Origin of the sequence: Ramlibacter alkalitolerans (assembly GCF_016722765.1) — a bacterium.
GTDB lineage: Bacteria > Pseudomonadota > Gammaproteobacteria > Burkholderiales > Burkholderiaceae_C > Ramlibacter > Ramlibacter alkalitolerans.
The window spans coordinates 361,990-382,130 of sequence record NZ_JAEQND010000005.1 but is presented as its reverse complement, the minus strand read 5'-3'; the positions used below and the strand labels follow the sequence as shown (position 1 = coordinate 382,130).

General features: G+C 69.1%; 22 protein-coding genes. 11 read left to right on the top strand and 11 right to left on the bottom strand.

From position 1 onward, the window contains the following. Nucleotides 1–11: 11 nt before the first annotated feature. The 4 genes from JI746_RS11210 to mnmG all read right to left on the bottom strand — a co-directional run bounded on the left by JI746_RS11210 (nucleotide 12) and on the right by mnmG (nucleotide 4,226). Nucleotides 12–824: a ParA family protein gene (locus tag JI746_RS11210; RefSeq protein ID WP_201689478.1), complete on the bottom strand. Its 813-nt coding sequence runs from the start codon at nucleotides 822–824 to the stop codon at nucleotides 12–14. Between the two features lie 10 nt (nucleotides 825–834). Beyond that, entirely contained in the window at nucleotides 835–1,449 is a 615-nt protein-coding gene (locus JI746_RS11205; protein WP_201689477.1) for a LysE family transporter, read from the bottom strand. Nucleotides 1,450–1,479: 30 nt separating this feature from the next. Beyond that, complete coding sequence (gene rsmG, locus JI746_RS11200; RefSeq protein WP_201689476.1) at nucleotides 1,480–2,154, bottom strand: 16S rRNA (guanine(527)-N(7))-methyltransferase RsmG; 675 nt, start codon at nucleotides 2,152–2,154, stop codon at nucleotides 1,480–1,482. A 119-nt stretch (nucleotides 2,155–2,273) separates the two neighbouring features. Beyond that, a complete protein-coding gene (mnmG, locus tag JI746_RS11195) occupies nucleotides 2,274–4,226 on the bottom strand; it encodes a tRNA uridine-5-carboxymethylaminomethyl(34) synthesis enzyme MnmG (protein ID WP_201689475.1) in 1,953 nt (650 codons plus the stop codon). Nucleotides 4,227–4,372: 146 nt separating this feature from the next. Between mnmG and JI746_RS11190 the strand changes: the two genes are divergently transcribed. Both JI746_RS11190 and JI746_RS11185 read left to right on the top strand, forming a co-directional pair. Next, complete coding sequence (locus JI746_RS11190) at nucleotides 4,373–4,630, top strand: YkgJ family cysteine cluster protein (RefSeq protein ID WP_201689474.1); 258 nt, start codon at nucleotides 4,373–4,375, stop codon at nucleotides 4,628–4,630. Between the two features lie 51 nt (nucleotides 4,631–4,681). Next, nucleotides 4,682–5,437 carry a class II aldolase/adducin family protein gene (locus JI746_RS11185; RefSeq protein WP_201689473.1) on the top strand — a complete coding sequence of 252 codons (756 nt, stop codon included), beginning with the start codon at nucleotides 4,682–4,684 and terminating at the stop codon, nucleotides 5,435–5,437. 108 nt (nucleotides 5,438–5,545) lie between these two features. Here JI746_RS11185 and JI746_RS11180 read toward each other — a convergent pair whose 3' ends face one another. Beyond that, complete coding sequence (locus JI746_RS11180) at nucleotides 5,546–6,373, bottom strand: transglutaminase-like domain-containing protein (RefSeq protein ID WP_201689471.1); 828 nt, start codon at nucleotides 6,371–6,373, stop codon at nucleotides 5,546–5,548. A 149-nt stretch (nucleotides 6,374–6,522) separates the two neighbouring features. After that, nucleotides 6,523–7,803, bottom strand: a complete 1,281-nt coding sequence (locus JI746_RS11175) for an AsmA family protein (RefSeq protein WP_201689469.1) — start codon at nucleotides 7,801–7,803, stop codon at nucleotides 6,523–6,525. Nucleotides 7,804–7,919: 116 nt separating this feature from the next. Between JI746_RS11175 and gstA the strand changes: the two genes are divergently transcribed. Beyond that, a complete protein-coding gene (gene gstA / locus JI746_RS11170) occupies nucleotides 7,920–8,525 on the top strand; it encodes a glutathione transferase GstA (RefSeq protein ID WP_201689467.1) in 606 nt (201 codons plus the stop codon). A gap of 121 nt (nucleotides 8,526–8,646) precedes the next feature. After that, complete coding sequence (locus JI746_RS11165; protein ID WP_201689466.1) at nucleotides 8,647–9,753, top strand: alkene reductase; 1,107 nt, start codon at nucleotides 8,647–8,649, stop codon at nucleotides 9,751–9,753. 123 nt (nucleotides 9,754–9,876) lie between these two features. On the opposite strand, the gene JI746_RS11160 is transcribed toward JI746_RS11165, so the two are convergent. Then, nucleotides 9,877–10,461 (bottom strand): hemerythrin domain-containing protein, encoded by a 585-nt coding sequence (locus JI746_RS11160; protein ID WP_201689464.1) that lies wholly within the window; start codon nucleotides 10,459–10,461, stop codon nucleotides 9,877–9,879. Nucleotides 10,462–10,521: 60 nt separating this feature from the next. Then, entirely contained in the window at nucleotides 10,522–12,762 is a 2,241-nt protein-coding gene (locus JI746_RS11155) for a heavy metal translocating P-type ATPase (RefSeq protein ID WP_330892986.1), read from the bottom strand. 155 nt (nucleotides 12,763–12,917) lie between these two features. Here JI746_RS11155 and JI746_RS11150 point away from each other — a divergent pair, with 155 nt between their 5' ends. After that, the gene (locus JI746_RS11150; protein WP_201689461.1) at nucleotides 12,918–13,115 is read left to right on the top strand and encodes a heavy-metal-associated domain-containing protein; all 198 of its coding nucleotides are present in this window, start codon (nucleotides 12,918–12,920) and stop codon (nucleotides 13,113–13,115) included. Nucleotides 13,116–13,189: 74 nt separating this feature from the next. Beyond that, the gene (locus JI746_RS11145) at nucleotides 13,190–13,531 is read left to right on the top strand and encodes a MerR family DNA-binding protein (RefSeq protein WP_201689548.1); all 342 of its coding nucleotides are present in this window, start codon (nucleotides 13,190–13,192) and stop codon (nucleotides 13,529–13,531) included. A 177-nt stretch (nucleotides 13,532–13,708) separates the two neighbouring features. Here the strand turns inward: JI746_RS11145 and JI746_RS11140 are convergent, their stop codons facing one another. Continuing rightward, nucleotides 13,709–14,056, bottom strand: a complete 348-nt coding sequence (locus tag JI746_RS11140; RefSeq protein WP_201689460.1) for a hypothetical protein — start codon at nucleotides 14,054–14,056, stop codon at nucleotides 13,709–13,711. 289 nt (nucleotides 14,057–14,345) lie between these two features. Here JI746_RS11140 and JI746_RS11135 point away from each other — a divergent pair, with 289 nt between their 5' ends. After that, the gene (locus JI746_RS11135; RefSeq protein WP_201689459.1) at nucleotides 14,346–14,876 is read left to right on the top strand and encodes a Spy/CpxP family protein refolding chaperone; all 531 of its coding nucleotides are present in this window, start codon (nucleotides 14,346–14,348) and stop codon (nucleotides 14,874–14,876) included. A 68-nt stretch (nucleotides 14,877–14,944) separates the two neighbouring features. Here the strand turns inward: JI746_RS11135 and JI746_RS11130 are convergent, their stop codons facing one another. Continuing rightward, nucleotides 14,945–15,640: a hypothetical protein gene (locus tag JI746_RS11130; protein ID WP_201689458.1), complete on the bottom strand. Its 696-nt coding sequence runs from the start codon at nucleotides 15,638–15,640 to the stop codon at nucleotides 14,945–14,947. Nucleotides 15,641–15,809: 169 nt separating this feature from the next. Then, nucleotides 15,810–16,358, bottom strand: a complete 549-nt coding sequence (locus JI746_RS11125; RefSeq protein WP_201689457.1) for an acyloxyacyl hydrolase — start codon at nucleotides 16,356–16,358, stop codon at nucleotides 15,810–15,812. Nucleotides 16,359–16,652: 294 nt separating this feature from the next. Between JI746_RS11125 and JI746_RS11120 the strand changes: the two genes are divergently transcribed. Genes JI746_RS11120 through JI746_RS11105 form a run of 4 tightly spaced genes read left to right on the top strand, consistent with a single transcriptional unit; the run spans nucleotide 16,653 to nucleotide 20,140 of the window. Continuing rightward, a complete protein-coding gene (locus JI746_RS11120) occupies nucleotides 16,653–17,426 on the top strand; it encodes an endonuclease/exonuclease/phosphatase family protein (RefSeq protein WP_236599747.1) in 774 nt (257 codons plus the stop codon). 8 nt (nucleotides 17,427–17,434) lie between these two features. Next, nucleotides 17,435–18,688, top strand: coding sequence for a cardiolipin synthase ClsB (gene clsB, locus JI746_RS11115; RefSeq protein ID WP_201689547.1), 1,254 nt, complete (start codon nucleotides 17,435–17,437; stop codon nucleotides 18,686–18,688). After that, entirely contained in the window at nucleotides 18,688–19,626 is a 939-nt protein-coding gene (locus tag JI746_RS11110; RefSeq protein WP_201689454.1) for a lysylphosphatidylglycerol synthase domain-containing protein, read from the top strand. The genes clsB and JI746_RS11110 overlap by 1 nt, the downstream gene beginning before the upstream one ends. 55 nt (nucleotides 19,627–19,681) lie before the next feature. Continuing rightward, nucleotides 19,682–20,140, top strand: a complete 459-nt coding sequence (locus tag JI746_RS11105; RefSeq protein ID WP_201689452.1) for a hypothetical protein — start codon at nucleotides 19,682–19,684, stop codon at nucleotides 20,138–20,140. Nucleotide 20,141 lies beyond the last annotated feature (1 nt).

Genomic DNA, 20,141 nt, shown 5'->3' with positions numbered 1-20,141 from the left:
TAGCAGCGCACTCAGGCTGCGCGCGCCACCGACGGGGTCCGCATGCTGCCGATGCGCTCCACCATCTCCTGCGCGAACTCGACGTACGCCTGGCTGCCGCGCGCGTTCGCATCGAAGGCGACGCCCGGCAGGCCATAGCTGGGAGCTTCGGCCAGGCGCACGTTGCGCGGGATGACGGTGTTGAACACCTTCTCGGCGAAGTGCGCCTTGAGCTGGTCGCTCACCTGCTGCTGCAGGGTGATGCGCGGGTCGAACATGACGCGCAGCAGGCCGATGATCTCCAGGTCCTTGTTCAAGTTGGCGTGCACCTGCTTGATCGTGTTGACCAGGTCGGACAGGCCCTCGAGCGCGAAGTATTCGCACTGCATCGGCACGATCACGCCGTGGGCGGCGCACAAGCCATTGAGCGTGAGCATCGAGAGCGACGGCGGGCAATCGATCAGCACGAAGTCGTATTCGCCGGCGACCTTGGCGATCGCATCCTTCAGGCGCCGCTCGCGCCGCTCGACGTCGACCAGTTCGACTTCGGCGCCGGCCAGGTCGCGGTTGGCGCCCAGCACGTCGTACGCGCAGCCGGCCTCGACCAGTCGATCGCTGCGCACCCGCGCTTCGGCGATGCTGGCCGATTCCAGCAGCACGTCATAGACCGACAGTTCGAGCTTGCGCTTGTCGACGCCGGAGCCCATGGTCGCATTGCCCTGCGGGTCGAGGTCCACCATCAGCACGCGCTGGCCCACCTTGGCCAGGCCCGCGGACAGGTTCACCGTCGTCGTCGTCTTGCCGACTCCGCCCTTCTGGTTGGCGACGCAAAAGATCTTGGCCATCGTTCTTGGATTACCTGGACACCGCGAGCTTGACGCCGAAGCCGATCAGGCACAGCCCGGCGAATTTCTCCAGCCAGCGCGCGATCGCCGGGTTGGCGCGCATGCGCTCGGCAAGGAAGTGGGTGAGCAGTACGGCGGCGAGCCCGTAGGCGAAGGTCAGCACTGCGATGGTCGCGGCCATCACGCCGAAGGTCAGCAGGCCCTGGTGCTGCTGGGGGTCGACGAACAGCGGGAAGAAGGCCATGTAGAACACGATGGCCTTGGGATTGAGCAAGGTGATGACGGCAGCCTGGCGGAAATAGTGGCGCGGCTGGATGTTCAGGACGGGCTTGGCGCCCGGCTTGGCCATGAGCATGCGCAAGCCCAGCCACGCGAGGTAGGCGGCGCCGGCCCACTGCACGGCCACGAAAGCGGTGGGCGAGGCCAGCAGCAGGGCCGCGACGCCGCCGACGGCCGTCCACATCAGCACCTGGTCGCCGGCAATGATGCCCAGCGTGGCACCGATGCCGCCCGGGATGCCGCCCTTGCTGGTCGAGGTGATCAGTGCCAGGTTTCCGGGCCCGGGAATGGCCAGGAAAATCAGGATCGCGGCGACGAATGCGCCGTAGTCTGCAACGCCGAGCATGGCCCCTCCAAGTGAGCGCTGAGTGTACCGTCAGGCCTCTGCAGGAGCTGTAGCGCTTTCCGCACGCGAGCGCTTGCGCATCCACACGATGCAGCGCTCGGCCGCGAGCTCGGGGACGGTGAGTTGTTCCACGTGGAACACTTCGGCTTGCGGCGGCAGATCGGCGATCTCCCCCTCAGGGCGCTTGCCCTTCATGGCCATCCAGAGCCCGTCGTCGGCCAGTGCATGGGTCGACCAGGAGACGAAGTCCGGCAGCGACGCAAACGCCCGCGAGCTGATCACGTCGTAGCGGCCGGGAATGCGCTCGACGCGATCGTGCAAGCCGCTGAGATTCGGAAGCTGGAGCTGGGCCGCCGATTGCTGGATGAAGGCGGCCTTCTTGCCGACCGCGTCCACGCAATCGACCCGGATCTCCGGGCAGCAAACCGCGATCACGACGCCGGGCAGGCCGGCGCCGGAGCCGACGTCCAGCAGATGAACCGCCCTGCCCTGCGTCTGGCGGCGCAAGGGCCCGACGACCGCGAGGCTGTCGAACAGGTGCTGGACCAGCATCTCCTCGGGATCACGGACGGCGGTGAGGTTGTAGACCTTGTTCCACTTGGCGATCAGGTCGAGGTAGGTGAGGAGCTTGTGCAGTTCCGCAGGCCCGAGCGCCAGGCCGAGGGCCTGCGCCGCCGCAACCGTCCGATCTTCGCGCGATCCCATGCCTTACCTCCCCCTCTCGCGGAGGGCCGGGGTGGGGGCACGCTCGGGCGCTGCATCCCAGCCAGAGCGCCCCTTCCCCGCCCCTCCGTCCAAGCGGCAGGGGAAATGACGAAGCCCGCTCATGCCGCCGCCTGCCCAGCCTGGTTCGCCGCCTCCGCGAATCCCTTGAACTTGTGCTTCTTCAGGTGCACTAGCAGCAGCGAGATCGCCGCCGGCGTGACGCCCGAGATCCGGGATGCCAGTCCCAGCGTTTCCGGCCGATGCTTGCTCAGCTTCTGCCGAACCTCGATGCTCAGCGCCGCAACCTGCATGTAGTCCAGCTCCGCCGGAAGCTTGAGGTTTTCGTAGTGTGCGGCCCGGGCGATCTCGTCCTTCTGCCGCTCGATGTAGCCGGCGTACTTGGCGCCGATCTCGACCTGCTCCACGACCGGCGCGTACAGGTCGCCCAGTGTTTCACGTGAAACAGCGTCGCTCTTCCAGCGCCCCGCCTCCATCGAGACCAGGGACTCGTAGCCGACATCCGGCCGCCGCAGCAGATCGCCCAGGCTGTACTCGTGGTCGATCGAGGTACCGAGAACGCGCGAGGCTTCTGCTTCCGACAGGATCTTGGGATTGACCCAGGTCGTCTTCAGCCGCTCTGTTTCACGTGAAACAGCATCACGCTTGCGGCAGAACGCCTCCCACTGCGCGTCGCCGACCAGGCCCATGCGCCGCCCGTCCTCCGTCAGCCGCAGGTCGGCGTTGTCCTCACGCAGTTGCAAGCGGTACTCCGCCCGGCTGGTGAACATGCGGTACGGCTCCGTGACGCCCTTGGTGATCAGGTCGTCGACCAGCACGCCCAGGTACGCCTGGTCGCGCGACGGGAGCCACGCGCCTTCGCCCTTCACCTGGAGCGCGGCATTGACGCCGGCGAACAAGCCCTGGGCCGCCGCTTCCTCGTACCCCGTGGTCCCGTTGATCTGGCCGGCGAAGAACAAGCCGCCGATCGCGCGGGTCTCGAAGGAGGACTTCAGCCCCCGGGGATCGAAGTAGTCGTACTCGATGGCGTAGCCGGGGCGAAGGATATGGGCGTGCTCCAGGCCGGGCAGCGTCCGCACCAACCCGAGCTGGACGTCGAACGGCAGGCTGGTCGAGATCCCGTTCGGATAGAACTCGTTGGTGCTCAGGCCTTCCGGCTCCAGGAACACTTGGTGGCTGTCCTTGTCCTTGAACCGGTTGATCTTGTCCTCCACGCTCGGGCAGTAGCGCGGACCCACCCCCTCGATGCGGCCGGTGAACATCGGGCTGCGATCGAAACCGGAGCGGATGATCGCGTGCGTCCGCTCGTTGGTATGCGTGATCCAGCAGGGCACCTGGCGCGGATGCATGTCGGCCCGGCCCATGAAGCTGAACACCGGCACCGGATCGAGGTCGCCCGGCTGCTCCTCGCAGCGGCTGAAATCGATGCTGCGGCCGTCGATGCGCGGGGGCGTACCCGTCTTGAGCCGACCCTGCGGCAGCTTCAGCTCCTTCAGGCGCGCCGACAGCGAGACCGCCGGCGGATCCCCGGCCCGCCCCGCCGCGTAGTTCTCCAGCCCGACGTGGATCTTGCCGTCCAGGAAGGTGCCGGCCGTGAGCACGACCGCCCGGGCGCGAAAGCGGACGCCGATCTGCGTCACCGCGCCGACCACCCGGTCGCCCTCGACCATCAGGTCGTCGACGGCCTGCTGGAACAGGGTGAGATTCGGCTGGTTCTCCAGCCGGCGGCGGATCGCGGCCTTGTAGAGGATGCGGTCGGCCTGGGCCCGGGTGGCGCGCACCGCCGGTCCCTTGCTGGAGTTGAGGATGCGGAACTGGATCCCGGCCTCGTCGGTGGCGATCGCCATCGCGCCGCCCAGCGCGTCAACCTCCTTGACCAGGTGGCCCTTGCCGATCCCGCCGATCGACGGGTTGCAGCTCATCTGACCCAACGTCTCGATGTTGTGGGTGAGCAGCAGGGTGCGGCAGCCCATGCGTGCGCAAGCCAGGGCCGCTTCGGTGCCGGCGTGGCCGCCGCCAACGACGATGACGTCGAATTCTTCGGGATAGAACATGGAGGGAGCGCCGTCCGGGCGCAGGGGCACGAGGGCCGATTCGGGGAAGGGAGAGATTTTACGGGCCGCCCGGGAATGCTGCCCGCCGTGGTCCAATCCACCCTCCACCTGTCCCCGCCCCAGGCTCAGCTACGGAAAAGAGAGCAATGCAGTGCCGTCCGGGCTGCGGTGCCTGCTGCATCGCCCCTTCCATCACGTCGCCGATCCCCGGCATGCCGCAAGGCAAGCCGGCGGGCGTGCGCTGCATCCAGCTCGACGAAGCCAACCGCTGCCGCATCTTCGGCCGCCCCGAGCGCCCCGCCTTCTGTGCCGGCCTGCGCCCCTCCGCGGACATGTGCGGCAGCTCGCGGGCGCAGGCGATCGCCTGGCTCACGACGCTCGAACAGGCGACCGCCCCGACTTGACCAGCTCGCGGCCCGACCCAAGAATGCTCCGCTTGCGGCAAGGAGTCCCCCATGAACATCGCATCCCTGCGCGAAGTGGTCAGCGAACAGGAGTGGCAGCTGCGCGTCGACCTGGCCGCCTGCTACCGCCTGATCGCCCTCTACGGCTGGAGCGACCTCGTCTTCACGCATGTGAGCGCCCGCATCCCCGGGCCCGAGCATCATTTCCTGATCAACCCGTACGGACTCATGTTCGACGAGATCACCGCCTCTTCATTGGTGAAGGTGGACCAGTCCTGCACCAAGCTGATCGACTCGCCCTTCCCCGTGAACCCGGCGGGTTTCGTGATCCACAGCTGCATCCACCAGGCGCGCGAGGACGCCGGCTGCGTGCTGCACACGCACAGCCGCGCCGGCGTGGCGGTCAGCGCGCAGAAGTGCGGCCTGCTTCCCATCAGCCAGCAGAGCACCTTCATCCTGCCATCGCTCGGCTACCACGGCTACGAAGGCGTGGCCCTGCGCGACGAGGAGAAGCCGCGGCTGCAGCGCGACCTGGGCAGCAACAACTTCCTGCTGCTGCGCAATCACGGGCTGCTGACCGTCGGTCGCACCATCGCGGATGCCTTCCTTCACATGTACCTGTTCGAGAACGCCTGCCGCATCCAGATCGATGCGCAGGCCGGCGGCGAGCTGGTGCAGATCGATCCGCGCATCCTCAGCGGCATGGAGGAAGTGATGAAGAAAGGCTCGGCCGGGCAAGGCGCGAACATCGCCTGGCCGGCGCTGCTGCGCAAGCTGGATCGCACGGATCCGTCGTACAAGGATTGAGGGTGACTCTCCTCCGCTGGCTCCCGTAGGCTGGCGGTGGAGCGACAGCGAAACCCCAGCGCTGCGCGCAGGCGCTGGGGTTCCGGCGCTTCGCGCGTCACCGCCAGCCTACAGGGCCAGCGACACAGGCTTCGCCGCCACCACCCGCGGATCGTGCTCCAGCACCATCACTTCCTTGCGCGTCATCTGCAGCTGGCCGAAGATCGTCGCGAAGGCCACGTCCTTGGCGTCGCGGCCGGTGCCGATGCGCACCAGGCGATCGGTCGGCGCCATGCCGGTCGGGTCGAACAGCACCCAGCGTCCCGACAGCCACGCTTCGAACACGGCGTGGAAGTCCTGCGGCGGCTCGTCGAACCAGACGTAGCCCACGACGATGCGTGCGGGAATGTTCAGCGCGCGGCAGAAGGTGATGCCCAGGTGCGCGAAGTCGCGGCACACGCCGGCGCGCTGCTGGAACACCTCCTGCGCGGTGGTCGTCGAATGGGTGCTCAGCGGCTTGTACTGGATGTTCCTGCGGATCCACTCGACGATCGCGTGGACCCGGCCGATGCCGGGCGGCACTCCGCCGAACATGCGCACCACCTCCCCGCACAGCACGTCGGATTCGCAATAGCGCGTGGCCAGCAGGTAGGGGAAGATCTCGTCCGGCACCTGGCCCACGGGCGTCTCGCGCAGGCCCGCATCGGGCTGGGGCGTGTTCACTTCCACTTCGGCCTTGTAGTTCACCTTCAGCGGCCCGGGCCCGGCGTCGAAACGGATGTAGCGATTGCCGCTGGCGCCATCCATCGAGCTGTGCGGCGTGACCCCGCTGGAGATCGTGAGGCGCTCGCTCAGGATCTTCTGCGTCGGCCAGTGTGCCGCTTCGAGGTTGAAGCAGAAATGGGTGGGCGATCGGACCTGGTATTCGAGGACGGTTTCGACCGTCGAGAGGTGCATACGGTTTCCGGGCTGAGCTGTTGCTGACCCGATGCTAAGGACCCGCGGCGCGCAATGGATCGGCTCGGCGCCAGCACCGGTGTAGGACGCAACGCCCAGCGAAGACGAGGGGGTTCGCCAGCCTGCGGCGCTCGCCGCCGCCCAGGCGCCTACTTGCCGAAGAGCCCCCGCAGCGACTCGCCGATCCTGTCGCCGGCCGTCGCGCCTGCAGCCGTTCCCGCGCCGGGCACGATCAAGGTGCCGACCGCGGCGCCGACCAGCGCTCCGCGCGTGAGCATCACGCTCGGCGCGTCGATGGTGCCGCCCACGACCAGCGGAACCCCCAGCGCACCGCGGGTGCTCGCCAGGTCCACGTTCACGCGCCCGCTCAGGGCCTTGGCGGGCGTGATGGAGACATTGCCGCTCGCCGACAGGGACCCCGACGAGGCGACCAGGTTCGCCAAGTGCACCGCCTTGCCCTGCGTCGTGACCTGCCCCGCCAGCGTGTCCAGTCGGGTCGTGCCGCCGCGGCTCAGGCCCACGGTCTGCACCGCCTTCTGCAGGTCGAGGCCGTCGACCAGCGCATCGCGCACGGTGAAGCGCGTCTGCGTATTCAGCGCATCGGCCAGGCGGCCGAATTCGCGGAACTCCGAGCGCAGACTGGTCTGCGCCTGCAGCTTGCCGCTCAGCACCTTGCTGGGAGCGGTGAGCGCGGCCAGTTCGACGTTGTCGGTGTTCAACTGCCCTTGCAGCAGCTTCATGCCGGGCGCCCGGCCGCTCGTGAGATGCAGCTTGCCGACGATGCGGCCGCCGCCGATCTCCACCCGCAGCGGCCACTCTTCGCCCTTGCGCTCGACCGCGCCCTGGGTGCCGGCGAAGCGGCCCTGCACGATCCTGAACGATGCGCGCTCCAGCATGCCGTCCCCACCCAGGTCGGCTTCGGCGCGGACGGTCATGCGCTGGCCCTTCTCGTCGATCCAGGTGATGTCGTCCAGCACGGCACGCTGCGGGAAGGCCACGATGGACGGCCCCTGCTCCTGCGGCACCGGCGCGGCGGGCCGGGGCGCCGCCTTGTCCTTCTTCTGCACGGCCGCCCCGAGCGCGGTGATGCCGGCCTGCGGCAGCACCGCCTTGCGCACGACCAGGGTGGCGATCTCGAGCCGCTTCTCCAGCAGCCCGCTCCACACCGGGCGCGCCTCGACGCGGGCGATCGTCAGCGGCGGGCGCGTCAGCAGCTGCACGTCGTCGGCCGCCACGGCAGGCAGCGGCCACAGGTCCACCGAAAGGCGCCCCAGGCGCAGCGGCACGCCGAGGGCCGCACTGGCCTGCTGCTCCACCCGGGCGCGGAAATCGTCGGTGCGCACCCAGTGCTGGAGGGCCACGGCCACACCGATCAGCAGGAGCAGGAAGGCGGCCAGGAAGATCGCCGCCCATTTGAGGAACTTGGCCATGGACCCATTGTGGCCAAGCTCAGCCAGACCCCAGGCGTGCAGGGCTCGCGCATTCTGGCTAGCATGGATTTCTTCACGAATCCGTCCCCCCTCCAGAGGAAAGGTAGAAACGCGAAATGAAGCTCTATTACTCCCCCGGCGCCTGTTCGCTGTCGCCCCACATCGTGCTGCGCGAAGCCGGCCTCGCCTTCGAGCCCGTGCTGGCTTCCACCAAGACGCACAAGCTGCAGGACGGCAGCGACTACTACGGCATCAATCCGCTCGGCTACGTGCCGATGCTGGAGCTCGATGACGGCACGCGCCTGCGCGAAGGGCCGGCGATCGTGCAGTACGTGGCCGACCAGGTCCCGAACAAGAACCTCGCGCCCGCCAACGGCACCCTGCCGCGCTATCGCCTGCAGGAGTGGCTGACCTTCATCGGCACCGAGATCCACAAGACCTTCTCGCCGCTGTTCATGCCGGCCACGCCGGAAGAGGCCAAGCCCATGTTCCGCGACAAGCTGGCCAAGCGCTTCGAGTTCGTCGACCAGCAACTCGAAGGCAAGGAGTACCTCATGGGCGACCACTTCACGGTGGCCGATGCCTACCTCTACGTGGTGACGCGCTGGACCAAGCCGATGAACATCGACATCGCGGGCTTCAAGAACCTCACCGCGCACAACGCGCGGGTGGAGGCCCGGCCGGCCGTGCAGGAGGCGCTGAAGCTCGAGAAGCTGGCCTGATCGAAGCGCTGGGGTTCGCGCTGACGCGGCTCACCACCAGCCTGCGACGCGACACCAGGCGTTACCCGCCGCACCGGGGTTCGAGGACGAACCCCGGTTTCGTTTTTGCCACCAACACTCCATGAAATCACTGTTCCAACCCGTGCAGCTCGGGAGACTGCACCTGCCCAATCGCATCGTCATGGCGCCGCTCACGCGCAACCGCGCCCCCGACGCCATTCCCACGCCCCTGATGGCGCAGTACTACGCCCAGCGAGCCTCGGCCGGCCTGATCATCAGCGAGGCCACGGCCATCACGCACCAGGGCCAGGGCTATGCCGACGTCCCTGGCCTGTACAGCACCGAGCAGCTCGATGGCTGGAAGCGCGTGACCGATGCGGTGCACGGCCAGGGCGGCCGCATCTACTGCCAGCTGTGGCACGTCGGGCGCGTCTCGCACGTCGACCTGCAGCCGGACCGGCAGCAGCCGGTCGCTCCATCGGCCATCACCGCCAGGACCAAGACCTGGCTGAAGAAGGCCGATGGAACGGGCAGCTTCGTCGCCACCTCGGAGCCGCGCGCACTCGATGCCGGCGAGCTGCCCGGCATCGTGCAGGATTTCCGGCATGCCGCGCGCCATGCCGTCACCAGTGCCGGCTTCGATGGCGTGGAGGTGCACGGCGCCAACGGCTACCTGCTCGACCAGTTCCTCAAGACCGGCGCCAACCAGCGCCACGACGACTACGGCGGCACCATCCCGAACCGCGCCCGCCTGCTGCTCGAAGTGATGCGCGCCGTGGTGGAGGAGATCGGCGCCGAGCGCGTCGGCGTGCGGCTCTCGCCGGTGACGCCGGCCAACGACATCGCCGACGAGCATCCGCAGCCGCTGTTCGAGTACGTGGTGCGCGAACTCGCGGGCATGGGCCTGGCCTACGTGCACGTGATCGAGGGCGCCACCGGCGGCCCGCGCGAAGTCGATGGCCGCCCGTTCGACTACGCGGCGCTGCAGCGCGCCTGGCGCGAAGCGGGCGCCAAGGGGGCCTGGATGGTGAACAACGGCTACGACCGCCGGCTGGCGGAACAAGCGCTGGAACACGGCGCCGACGTGGTCGCCTTCGGCCGCCCCTTCATCTCGAACCCCGACCTGGTGGAGCGGCTGCGCGCGAACGCAGCGCTGGCGGACATCGACAAGGCGACGCTGTACGGCGGCGGGGCGCAGGGCTACACGGACTACCCGGCGCTGAAATAGAAGGAAGGACTCCTCCCCCCGCCGGGGGGAGGTAGGGAGGGCGGCACTCCGGCCTTGGAGATGGATTCGAACCTCCGGAGTGCCCCCACCCCAGCCCTCCCCCGCAGGGGGGAGGGAGCCAAACTAGAAAGCCGGGCCGACGCCGATCGGCGCCGGCGTGCGCATCACGATGCGGGTGAACAGGCGGTCGTACACCGGGTCGTGGCTGCCGGTCGCCATCGGGTCGCGGTGCTGCGCGAACGCTTCATCGAGCTGCGCCCAGTCCTCATCCGGCAGCAGCCTGATCGCGGTCGGCAGGATCTCGGTTTCCTCCACGCGCATGTGCGAGAGGTAGAACTCCACGTACGCGCGCGCCGCCTCCTGGAAGGCCGCGCGGCGGCTGTCGCCGAGCAGTTCCCATGCCAGCAGCAGGTGCTGCAGTTCGCGCACGCGGTCCTCGCCCTGCAGGTGGTCGTCCTCCAGCCGGCGGATCACGGCCATCAGCTGCGGCGCCACGCGGGCCACCTTGGGGAACAGCAGGTCCGACTCCTTCGGATGGTGGCGGCGCTCCGGGAACTCGTCGATGTAGAACAGCATGGCCCGCATCACGTCGAAGAAGCGCTCGGGCTGCTCGTCCGGCGCGCGCTCCATCATCTGCAGCAGCGATCGAAGGACGGCCGCGACGGCGGCATGCTCGTCGCGGATGATTTGCAGGGCGGGTCGGGACATGGACGCTGGATCTCCTGCACTCAGGTTCGCATGCGCACCGCCCGACCCGGTTGACGCACGTCAACCGCCCGCAGCCTGCCCGATCTCCCGCAGGCTGGCGGTGGAGCGAAGCGAATCCCCGTCGCTGCGCCACTTCTTCAGCAGCAGCGCATTGGTCAGCACGCTCACGCTCGACAGCGCCATCGCCGCCCCCGCCACCACCGGGCTGAGGAAGCCGAAGGCCGCCAGCGGGATGCCGGCCACGTTGTACGCGAAGGCCCAGAACAGGTTCTGCCGGATCTTGCGCACGGTGCGGTGCGAGATGTCCAGCGCACCCGCCACCAGCCCGACGTCGCCGCGCATCAGCGTCACGCCGGCCGCGTGCATCGCCACGTCGGTGCCGGTGCCCATCGCGATGCCGACGTCGGCCGCGGCCAGGGCCGGGGCGTCGTTGACGCCGTCGCCCACCATCGCCACCACGTGCCCGCCGGCCCGCAGGGCCGCCACGCGGGCCGCCTTCTCGCCGGGCAGTACCTCGGCCTGCACCTCGTCCTCGCGCAGCCCCAGGCGGCCCGCCATGGCCTGCGCCGCGGCCTGGTTGTCGCCGGAGATCATCACCAGCCGCAGCCCGCGCTCGCGCAGGTGCGCCAGGGCTTGCGCCGCCCCGGCCTTGGGTTCGTCGGCAAAGGCCATCAGCGCCCGCAGCGCCAGGGCCGGGCCCTCGCGTTCCACCAGCGCCGACAGGGTCGCGCCCTCCGCCTGCAGCCGGCGGATCTCCGCCTCCCAGGCCTGCAGCGGCAACCCGAGCTCCTCGATCCAGCGCAGGCTGCCGATCAGCAGGGCCCGGCCGGCGACCTCGCCTTCGGTGCCGCGGCCCGTCACCGCACGCACCTGGTCCGGCGCCGCCAGCGCCAGGCCCCGCTCGCGCGCTGCGCCCACCACGGCGCGCGCCAGCGGGTGCTCGCTGCCGCTTTGCAGGGCCGCGGCGGCGGCCAGCTGCTGCGCCTCGTCGGCCCCGGGAGCGGCGATGAAGGCCACCAGCCGCGGCTGACCCACGGTCAGGGTGCCGGTCTTGTCGAAGGCCACCGTGTCCACCCGGTGGGCCAGCTCCAGCGCCTGCGCGTCCTTGATCAGGATGCCGTGCCGCGCAGCGACGCCGGTGCCGGCCATGATGGCCGCCGGCGTGGCCAGGCCCAGGGCACAGGGACAGGCGATCACCAGCACCGCCACGGCGTGGATCAGGGCCTGCTCGACGCCGGCGCCGGCGAACAGCCAGCCCGCCAGCGTCACCGCCGCCAGCAGCAGCACCACCGGCACGAAGACGGCCGAGACCTGGTCCACCAGTCGCTGGATCGGCGCCTTGCCGGCCTGCGCGTCCTCGACCAGGCGGATGATGTGCGCCAGCACGCTCTCGCTGCCGACCGCCGTGGCCCGCATCACGAAGCGGCCTTCGCCGTTGATGCTGCCGCCGGTGACGCGGGCGCCTTCGGCTTTGGGCACGGGCAGCGGCTCGCCCGTCAGCATGGCTTCGTCGACCTGGGTCTCGCCCTGCTCCACGATGCCGTCGGCGGGCACGCGCTCGCCCGGCCGCACCACCAGCTGGTCGCCGTTCATCACTTCGGCCAGCGGCAGGTCGGCTTGCTTGCCGCCCTTGACGAGCACGTGCGCCGTTTCGGGCCGCAGCGCCTGCAGCGCGCGGATGGCGGTGGTGGTCTGGCGCTTGGCCCGGGCCTCCAGCCACTTGCCCAGGAGCACCAGGGTGACCACCACGGCCGAGGCCTCGAAGTAGAGGTGCTCGTGCCCCTGCACCAGCCACAGCCAGGCCGACAGGCCCCAGCCGGCGCTGGTGCCGATGGCCACCAGCAGGTCCATGTTGCCGGTGCCGGCCTTCAGCGCATGCCAGCCGGCGCGGTAGAAGCGCGCACCCAGGATGAACTGCACCGGCGTGGCCAGCACGAACTGCAGCCAGGCCGGCAACATCCAGTGCAGCCCGACCAGCTCGCCGAACATCGGCAGCACCAGCGGCAGCGAAAGCAGCAGGCCGATCCCGACCGGCGCGAAGCCGGCCCAGGGCGACAGGTCTTCCTGCGGGCCATCGGCGACGGCGCGCGGCTCGTAGCCGGCGTTGCGCACCGCACGCCGGATCTGCGCTTCCATCTGCTCCGAGGGCGCGAAGGTCACCCGCGCCGATTCGGTCGCGAGGTTCACGGTGGCGTCGCTCACGCCGGGCACCTTCTTCAGGGCCCGCTCGACGCGCGCCACGCAGGAGGCACAGGTCATCCCGGCGACGCCGAGATCGAGGGTGGTGGTGGAACTGTCCATGGCAGCGATGGTCGACCTTGCCATGATGGGAAGGTCAAGCCTTGATGCGGATCAACCCGGCCGGGCGAAGGGTCGCACGTTGCGGGATTGACCTTACCATGGTGGCAGGGTTCAAGCTTCACCCATCGTTCCCACCCCAACCGAAAGGAAACCCCATGAACCAGACCTTCCAGGTCGAGGGCATGACCTGCGGCCACTGCGCCGGCGCCGTCACCGAGGCCGTGAAGTCGGTCGATCCCCAGGCCGAGGTCAAGGTCGACCTGGCCAGCGGCAAGGTCGAAGTGCAGTCGCAGCAGGACCCCGCGGCCATTGCCCGCGCCATCGAGGAAGAAGGCTACAAGGTCGCCGCTTGAAGCGGGATGCGAGCAGCACCGACTGGCCGGTGAACATCGGCGAGGCGGCGCGCCAGTCCGGCGTGTCGGCCAAGATGGTGCGGCACTACGAGGGGCTGGGCCTGCTGGCCCGCGTGGCGCGCACCGACAGCGGCTACCGCCAGTACAGCGAGGCCGACGTGCACACGCTGCGCTTCATCAAGCGGGCGCGCGAACTCGGTTTCTCGATGGAGGAGATCGGCGAACTGGTCGGCCTGTGGCAGAACCGCCGGCGCGCGAGTGCCAGCGTGCGGCGCATCGCGCAGAAGCACGCCGACGACCTGGCCCAGCGCATCGCGCAGATGCAGGCGATGCAGCGCACGCTGCAGCACCTGATCCACTGCTGCCACGGCGACGAGCGCCCGGAGTGCCCGATCCTCGATGAACTGGCGGGCTAAGGCAGGCACGTCATTCCGGCATCGCCCTCCGTCCACCGGCATCGCCCTCCGTCATTCCCGCATCCCCCTCCGTCATTCCCGCGAAGGCGGGAATCCAGGGCTCCCGATGCTCGCCGCGCGCGGCGAGTTTCCCAACGCCCCGGGTCCCCGCCTGCGCGGGGATGACGGTTCACTCCGTCACTTCGGCAACTGCTGTTCCCTTCGCAGCGCCTCATCCAGCGCCCGCTGCAGCTCCAGCTGGTCGCGCGTCTGCGCGTCGCGCATGATGCGCGTCGGGCCGGCGCCCAGGGCGCGCGTGTCGACGCCGTTGCGCTCCTGCGCGGCCTGCATGGCCTCGCGCTGCGCCAGCACCGGCTGGTCCATGATGATCACAGCGCCGAGGCTGGATCGTTCGGTGGCGGGCAGCGGGGCTGCGTCCGTCATCACCTGCGGTTGCGGCTGCGACTGCGCCAGCGCCGCACCGGCGCCGATCACGGTGGTCGCCAGCACTCCGGCCACCGCCCGCACGAAAGCCTGGTACCTCATGGTGTACTCCTTGCGGCTTCTTGCCGCGGCTCGGGGTCCCTGCGAAGCCCCGTGAATGCAAAAGCGAAACTGCTGGCAGTGACTGTCAACCTGCCCGGCCGTTTGCAGCGTCGCTGGCAGTGGACGCTTCCCGTAGGACCGCTTCGACCCGGCTTGTACACCCCAGCGCAGCGCAGAGCCTGGATTCTTTACACAGCCGCAACGGCGGCGCGATGGCCGGTACACATCCACTGCTCAGACTGCATGGCAACAGGCAAGCACGCCCGCCCCCTCAACGAAAGGACTCGACATGAAGACACTGCACCGCACCCTGCTGACCGCCACCCTGCTGGCTGGGCTCGGCCTCGGCGCCGTGGCCCAGACGCAGACCCCCGCCGCGCCTGCCGCCGGTCCGGGTGCCCCGCACACGATGCAGGGCGAGCACGGCCGCATGGACCCGGCCCGCATGGAGCGCATGCGCGCCCGGATGGAAGAGCGCATGGCCAAGCGCCTGGGCCAGCTGAAGGACAAGCTGCAGATCTCCCGCGGCCAGGAGGGCGCCTGGGAAGCCTGGACGGCGGCGATCAAGCCGACGCCCCGTCAGCACGCGGACCGCGCCGGCTTCCGCCAGCTGACCACGCCCGAGCGTATCGACCGCATGAAGGCGCTGCGGGCCCAGCGCGCGGCCGCCATGGACAAGCGCATGGATGCCACCAAGACCTTCTACGCCCAGCTCAATCCCGAGCAGCAGAAGGTGTTCGACCAGGTCGGCCTGCGCTTCGCCAGCCGCATGGGCGGCAAGCGCGGCCACGGCCACCACTTCGGCCGCCAACACGGCTGATCCGCTTCGAAAGCGCAGCAAAAAGCCCGGCCTCGGCCGGGCTTTTTTATTGCGCACCAGGGGATCGCTTAGTTCGGCAGGTAGCCGCAGGGGTGGTTGCCGCGCAGGCCGCAGTTGTTCTGGCTCGGCGAGGTGCCGATGCCGTTGTCCACGCCGTAGGAAGGCGTGCCGTACCAGGTGCTGCTGCCCAGGTAGCTCGGGCCCGCGCCCAGGGAGGTGGTGTCGACCACCGGCGCCGGCAGCGTGGCGACTTGCTCGTTGGTCGTCACCATGTTGGGCGCACCGGACGTCATGGTGCTCATTTCACCCGCCCGCGTCGGCGTGTCGAAGGTCGCGGCCGCCGTACGGTCCATGTCCATCGCGCGCGCGTGCGACATCATCGGGTGGGGCGCCGCCAGCACGGTGCTGCGGTCGAAGTTGATGTTCGGGAAGACGTACACCGGGGTGGTGGTCGTGACCGTCGTGGTGGTCAGCCGCGCAGGACCGGCGCCCAGCGAAGTCGTGTCGACCGACAGGTCGTTCGAAGCCATCATCGAGCCGTTCTGGTCGGCCAGCACGCCCATGGCGAGCAGGGCGTCCTGGCTCGGCGCCGTCGTGCTGCTGCGCGCCAGCACCGCGGCGGCGGTGCCGTTCTCGACCGCGTTCGCGCCCAGTTCCACATGCGTTCCGTCCGGGTAGAAGATGGCGTCGGCCTGGGCCATGCCACCGGCCGCGGCCATCACGCCGGCAACGAACAGGGCTCGCGTCAGAGAGGTCTTTTTCATGGAATGCTCCGTACTGATCAGTGTGTAGTGGATGCCCGGCATGGCGCCGGGTGCGTGTGATCCAGTTTGGAACGACCCCACCCCGGCCATATCGGCCAGGGGTGACAGCAGCCGTAGGACTTGCCGCGCCGGTGTGGGCCCCTGTCGAAGAGCCTGCCGGGGCCGGCCCTCAGAACCGGTGCACGTAGCGCAGCTGGAAGAAGTTCTGGCCCGGGTTCGGATTGCGGATGCCGGCGTTGGAGGTGTGGTTCCAGCGCAGCCCCAGCTCGTGGCGGCCGTCGCGGCCGCCGAACGTGTGGCCGACGCCCAGCACGTCGTAGAAATTCCAGCGCGTGCTGAACTGCTTGCCGGGCGTGACGTAGTCGCGGTCCAGGTAGCTCACGCCGACGCCCATTTCGATGAACCAGGGCGAAGCGCCGCGCGCCAGCCGCATGCGCACCGTCGGCAGCAGCACCAGCTGCGTGAGCTCGTCGCTGCCGCCGCCCACGGCGTCGTAGCGCCAGCGGTTAATGAGCACCTCGGTGTGCGCCGTGAGTTCCGCGTGCCGGCGCAGGCGCTCGAAGTCCCAGTCCCAGACCAGGCCGATGCCGGCCATGCGGCTGCCCTCCTGCCCGACACCCACCTCGATGGAGGCGCCACGGGGCTTCAGGTCCACGGCCAGCGCCGGACCGGTGGCGGCCAGCAGGACACCGGCCAGCAGGATCGTCGTACTTTTCATGGGGACGCAGTGTGTTCATGCGCTCCTCGCCCGGGGAGCTGGCTCTGCCGCCCGCGGCGCGCGGACGCAAAAAGAGGATGCGACCTACGCCTGCGTGCGGCGCCCACCTGCAGGCGCACGGGCGTCGATCCTACACGCGCACAAGGCCGCGCAGCGGAACTGCGCATCAGCGGTGCGCCACATCCCGACCCGCCGCACGCCACAAAGACTTGGCCTGCCGTCCTACTTCACCGCTCCAGCTGGGCACTTACAAAAGTCACTCCCACAACGAGACAGATCGAAGCGCCCATGGACATGAGCGACATGCCCCCGGAAGGCAAGGCCCCGCAGTTGACCGTCATGACCGTCAACATCCACAAGGGCTTCACGACCTTCAACCGCAAGTTCATCCTTCCCGAGCTGCGCGACGCCATCCGCAAGGTCGGCGCCGACGTGGTGTTCATGCAGGAGGTGCTGGGCACGCACGAGGAGCACAGCAGGAAGATCGCCGACTGGCCGGAGACGCCGCCCTACGAATTCATGGCCGACGAGATCTGGCCGCAGCACGCGTACGGCCGCAACATGGTCTATCCGAAGGGCCACCACGGCAACGCCGTGATGTCCAAGTTCCCGATCGTCCACTACGAGAACCACGACGTGTCGATCGCGGGGCCGGAAAAGCGCGGGCTGCTGCACTGCGTGCTGAAGGTCCCCGGCTACGACAAGGAGGTGCACGTGATCTGCGTGCACCTGGGCCTGGCGGAGGCGCACCGGCAGCAGCAGCTGGACCTGCTGTGCCAGATCACGCACACGGAAGTGCCGGCCGCCGCGCCCCTGATCGTCGCCGGCGACTTCAACGACTGGCGCCGGCGCGCCAACGACATCCTGTGGCGCGAGGCCGGCCTGCGCGAGATCTTCGTGACGGCCTACGGCGAGCCCGCCAAGACCTTCCCGGCGATCTTCCCGGTGCTCTCGCTGGATCGCATCTACGTGCGCAACTGCTCGGTGCACCTGCCGGTGGTGCTGCCGCGCAAGCCCTGGTCGCACCTGTCGGACCACGCCCCGCTCGTGGCCGAAATCCACCTGTGAAGATTCCGATGGACCGCCGCTGGATCCCCGGCAACGACTTCACCCTGCTGGAAAACGGGGAGGAGTTCTTTCCGCGCGTGTTCGCCTGCATCGCCAACGCCAAGCGCGAGGTGATCGTCGAGACCTTCATCCTGTTCGAGGACAAGGTGGGCCTGCAGCTGCAGGAAGCGCTGATCGCCGCCGCGCGCCGCGGGGCCCAGGTCGACATCACGATCGACGACTGGGGCTCGCCCGACCTGTCGGCGCACTTCCTCGATCCGCTGCGCGCCGCCGGCGTGCGCATCCACTCGTTCAATCCCGGGCCGCGTCCGTTCGGCTTGCGCCCGCACCTGCTGCGGCGCATGCACCGCAAGATCGTGGTGGTCGACCGCGAAGTCGCCTTCGTGGGCGGCATCAACTATTCCGCCGACCACCTGGCGGACTACGGGCCCGAGGCCAAGCAGGACTACGCCGTGGAGATCCACGGCCCGCTGGTGTCGGAGATCCACCGCTTCTGCCACACCGCACTGGCCGAGGGCCTGCGCCACCAGCGGCAGAAGCGCCAGTGGTGGCGCTGGCGCAAGCAGTGGCGCGGCACGCCCGACCAGCAGGCGCACGCCGGCAGCGCCGAGGCGATGTTCGTGGTGCGCGACAACCGCCGCCACATGGACGACATCGAGCGGCACTACCGCATCGCGATCCGCTCGGCGAAAAAGCGCATCGTCATCGCCAATGCCTACTTCTTCCCCGGCTACCGTTTCATCAAGGAACTCAAGCGGGCGGCGCGGCGCGGCGTGGACGTGCGGCTGATCCTGCAGGGCGAGCCGGACATGCCCTGGGTGCGCACCGCCTCCACGATGCTGTACCACCACCTGCTGCGCGCCGGCGTGAAGATCTACGAGTACTGCGAGCGGCCGCTGCACGGCAAGGTGGCCGTGATGGACGACCAGTGGTGCACCGTCGGCTCCAGCAACCTCGATCCGATGAGCCTGCTGTTCAACCTCGAGGCCAACGTCATCATCCGCGACCGCAGCTTCACGCAGACGCTGGCGGCCAAGCTCGACAAGCTGATGCGCCGGGCCTGCAACGAGATCACCGTCGAAAGCCTGGGCGAGCTCCAGGGCTGGTCGCTGGTGCAAAGCTTCCTGGCCTACCACTTCACGCGCCGCTACCCGCGCTGGGCCGCCTGGCTGCCGCGGCACGTGCCGCGCCTGCTGCCCACGGCACCGAGCCAGGGCAAGCCGCTGGCACCCGCCTTCGTCGGCCTGAAGGAGAAGGCCTGATGCGGCACCACTGGTCCTGGCCGTGGGTCAAGCGGGTGGTCGGCATCGGCTTCATCCTGGTGGTCGGCTTCCTGCTCGTGCGCTACGCGCGCACGGTGGACTGGGCGCAGGTCAAGACCAGCGTGCTGGAGCTGCCGCGCGAGGTGCTGCTCAAGGCGCTCGGCCTGGCGGCGGTGAGCCACCTGGTCTACAGCCTGATGGACCTGGTGGGCCGCCACTACACGGGCCACGCGATCGCCCGGCGCAAGGTGATGCTGGTCAGCTTCGTCTGCTACGCCTTCAACCTCAACCTCGGCTCGCTCGTGGGCGGCATCGGGCTGCGCTACCGGCTGTATTCGCGCCTCGGCCTGCGCTACGGCAACATCACGCGGATCATCACGCTGTCGCTCATCACCAACTGGATCGGCTACATCCTGCTGGCGGGCCTGGTGTTCACGATCGCGCCGCTGCAGCTGCCGCCGAACTGGGGCGTGGACAGCGAGGAGCTGCGCCTGGTCGGCGTCGGGCTGCTGGCCGTGGCGATCGTGTACCTGACCCTCTGCGGCTTCTCGCGCGTGCGCTCCTGGACGATCCGCGGCCACGACGTCGACCTGCCGACGCTGCGCATGGCGTTCGCGCAACTGGCCATCTCCTGCACCCACTGGATGACCATGGCGGCCGTGCCCTGGATGCTGCTGCAGGGCCAGGTCGACTATCCGACCGCGCTGACGGTGCTGCTGATGGCGGCCATCGCCGGCGTGATGCTGCACATCCCTGCGGGACTCGGCGTGACGGAGGCGGTGTTCATCGCGCTGCTGTCGCACCGCATCCCCGAGCACCAGCTGCTGGGCGCGCTGCTCGCCTACCGCGCGCTGTTCTACCTGACGCCGCTGGTGGCCGGCGCCCTGCTGTACCTGAAGATGGAAGTTCGCACGCGCAAGCGGGAGGTCCACGCATGAAGCAATTGCATACCGTGAGAGCACAGGAAGCGAGGAGGTACTGACAATGGATCGCATGCAGACACGCACCGACAGCATCGCGCCCGGCCTGCAATGGCTGGACCCGTTCGGCAGCTGGGAAGCGGCAGCGCGCTGGAACGCCATCGCCTCCGAGTGGATGACCCGCGGCTGGCAGCAATGGCTGGAGCTGGCCACGGTGTGGCCGGCGCTGGAGGCACCGGCGGCGCGAGCCGTCGTCCCCGGTTCGCCGGCCGCCACCCGCGCGGCCTCTGCCGTCATCCCCGCGCAGGCGGGGACCCAGAGCGCGCGCGACGCGCGCGAAGCGAAGGCGCAGGCCATGGATTCCCGCCTGCGCGGGAATGACGGCTCTCGCCGCACGTCCGACGGTTCTCCCCGTGCAAGCACCGCGAAGAAGCCGCAACGCCCGACCGCCAAGGCGGCATCGAAACGCCCGGCCGCCAAACGCCCGCCCCGCCCCCAGGCTGCCGCGCGCTCGTCCCGAACGCGAGGCTGAA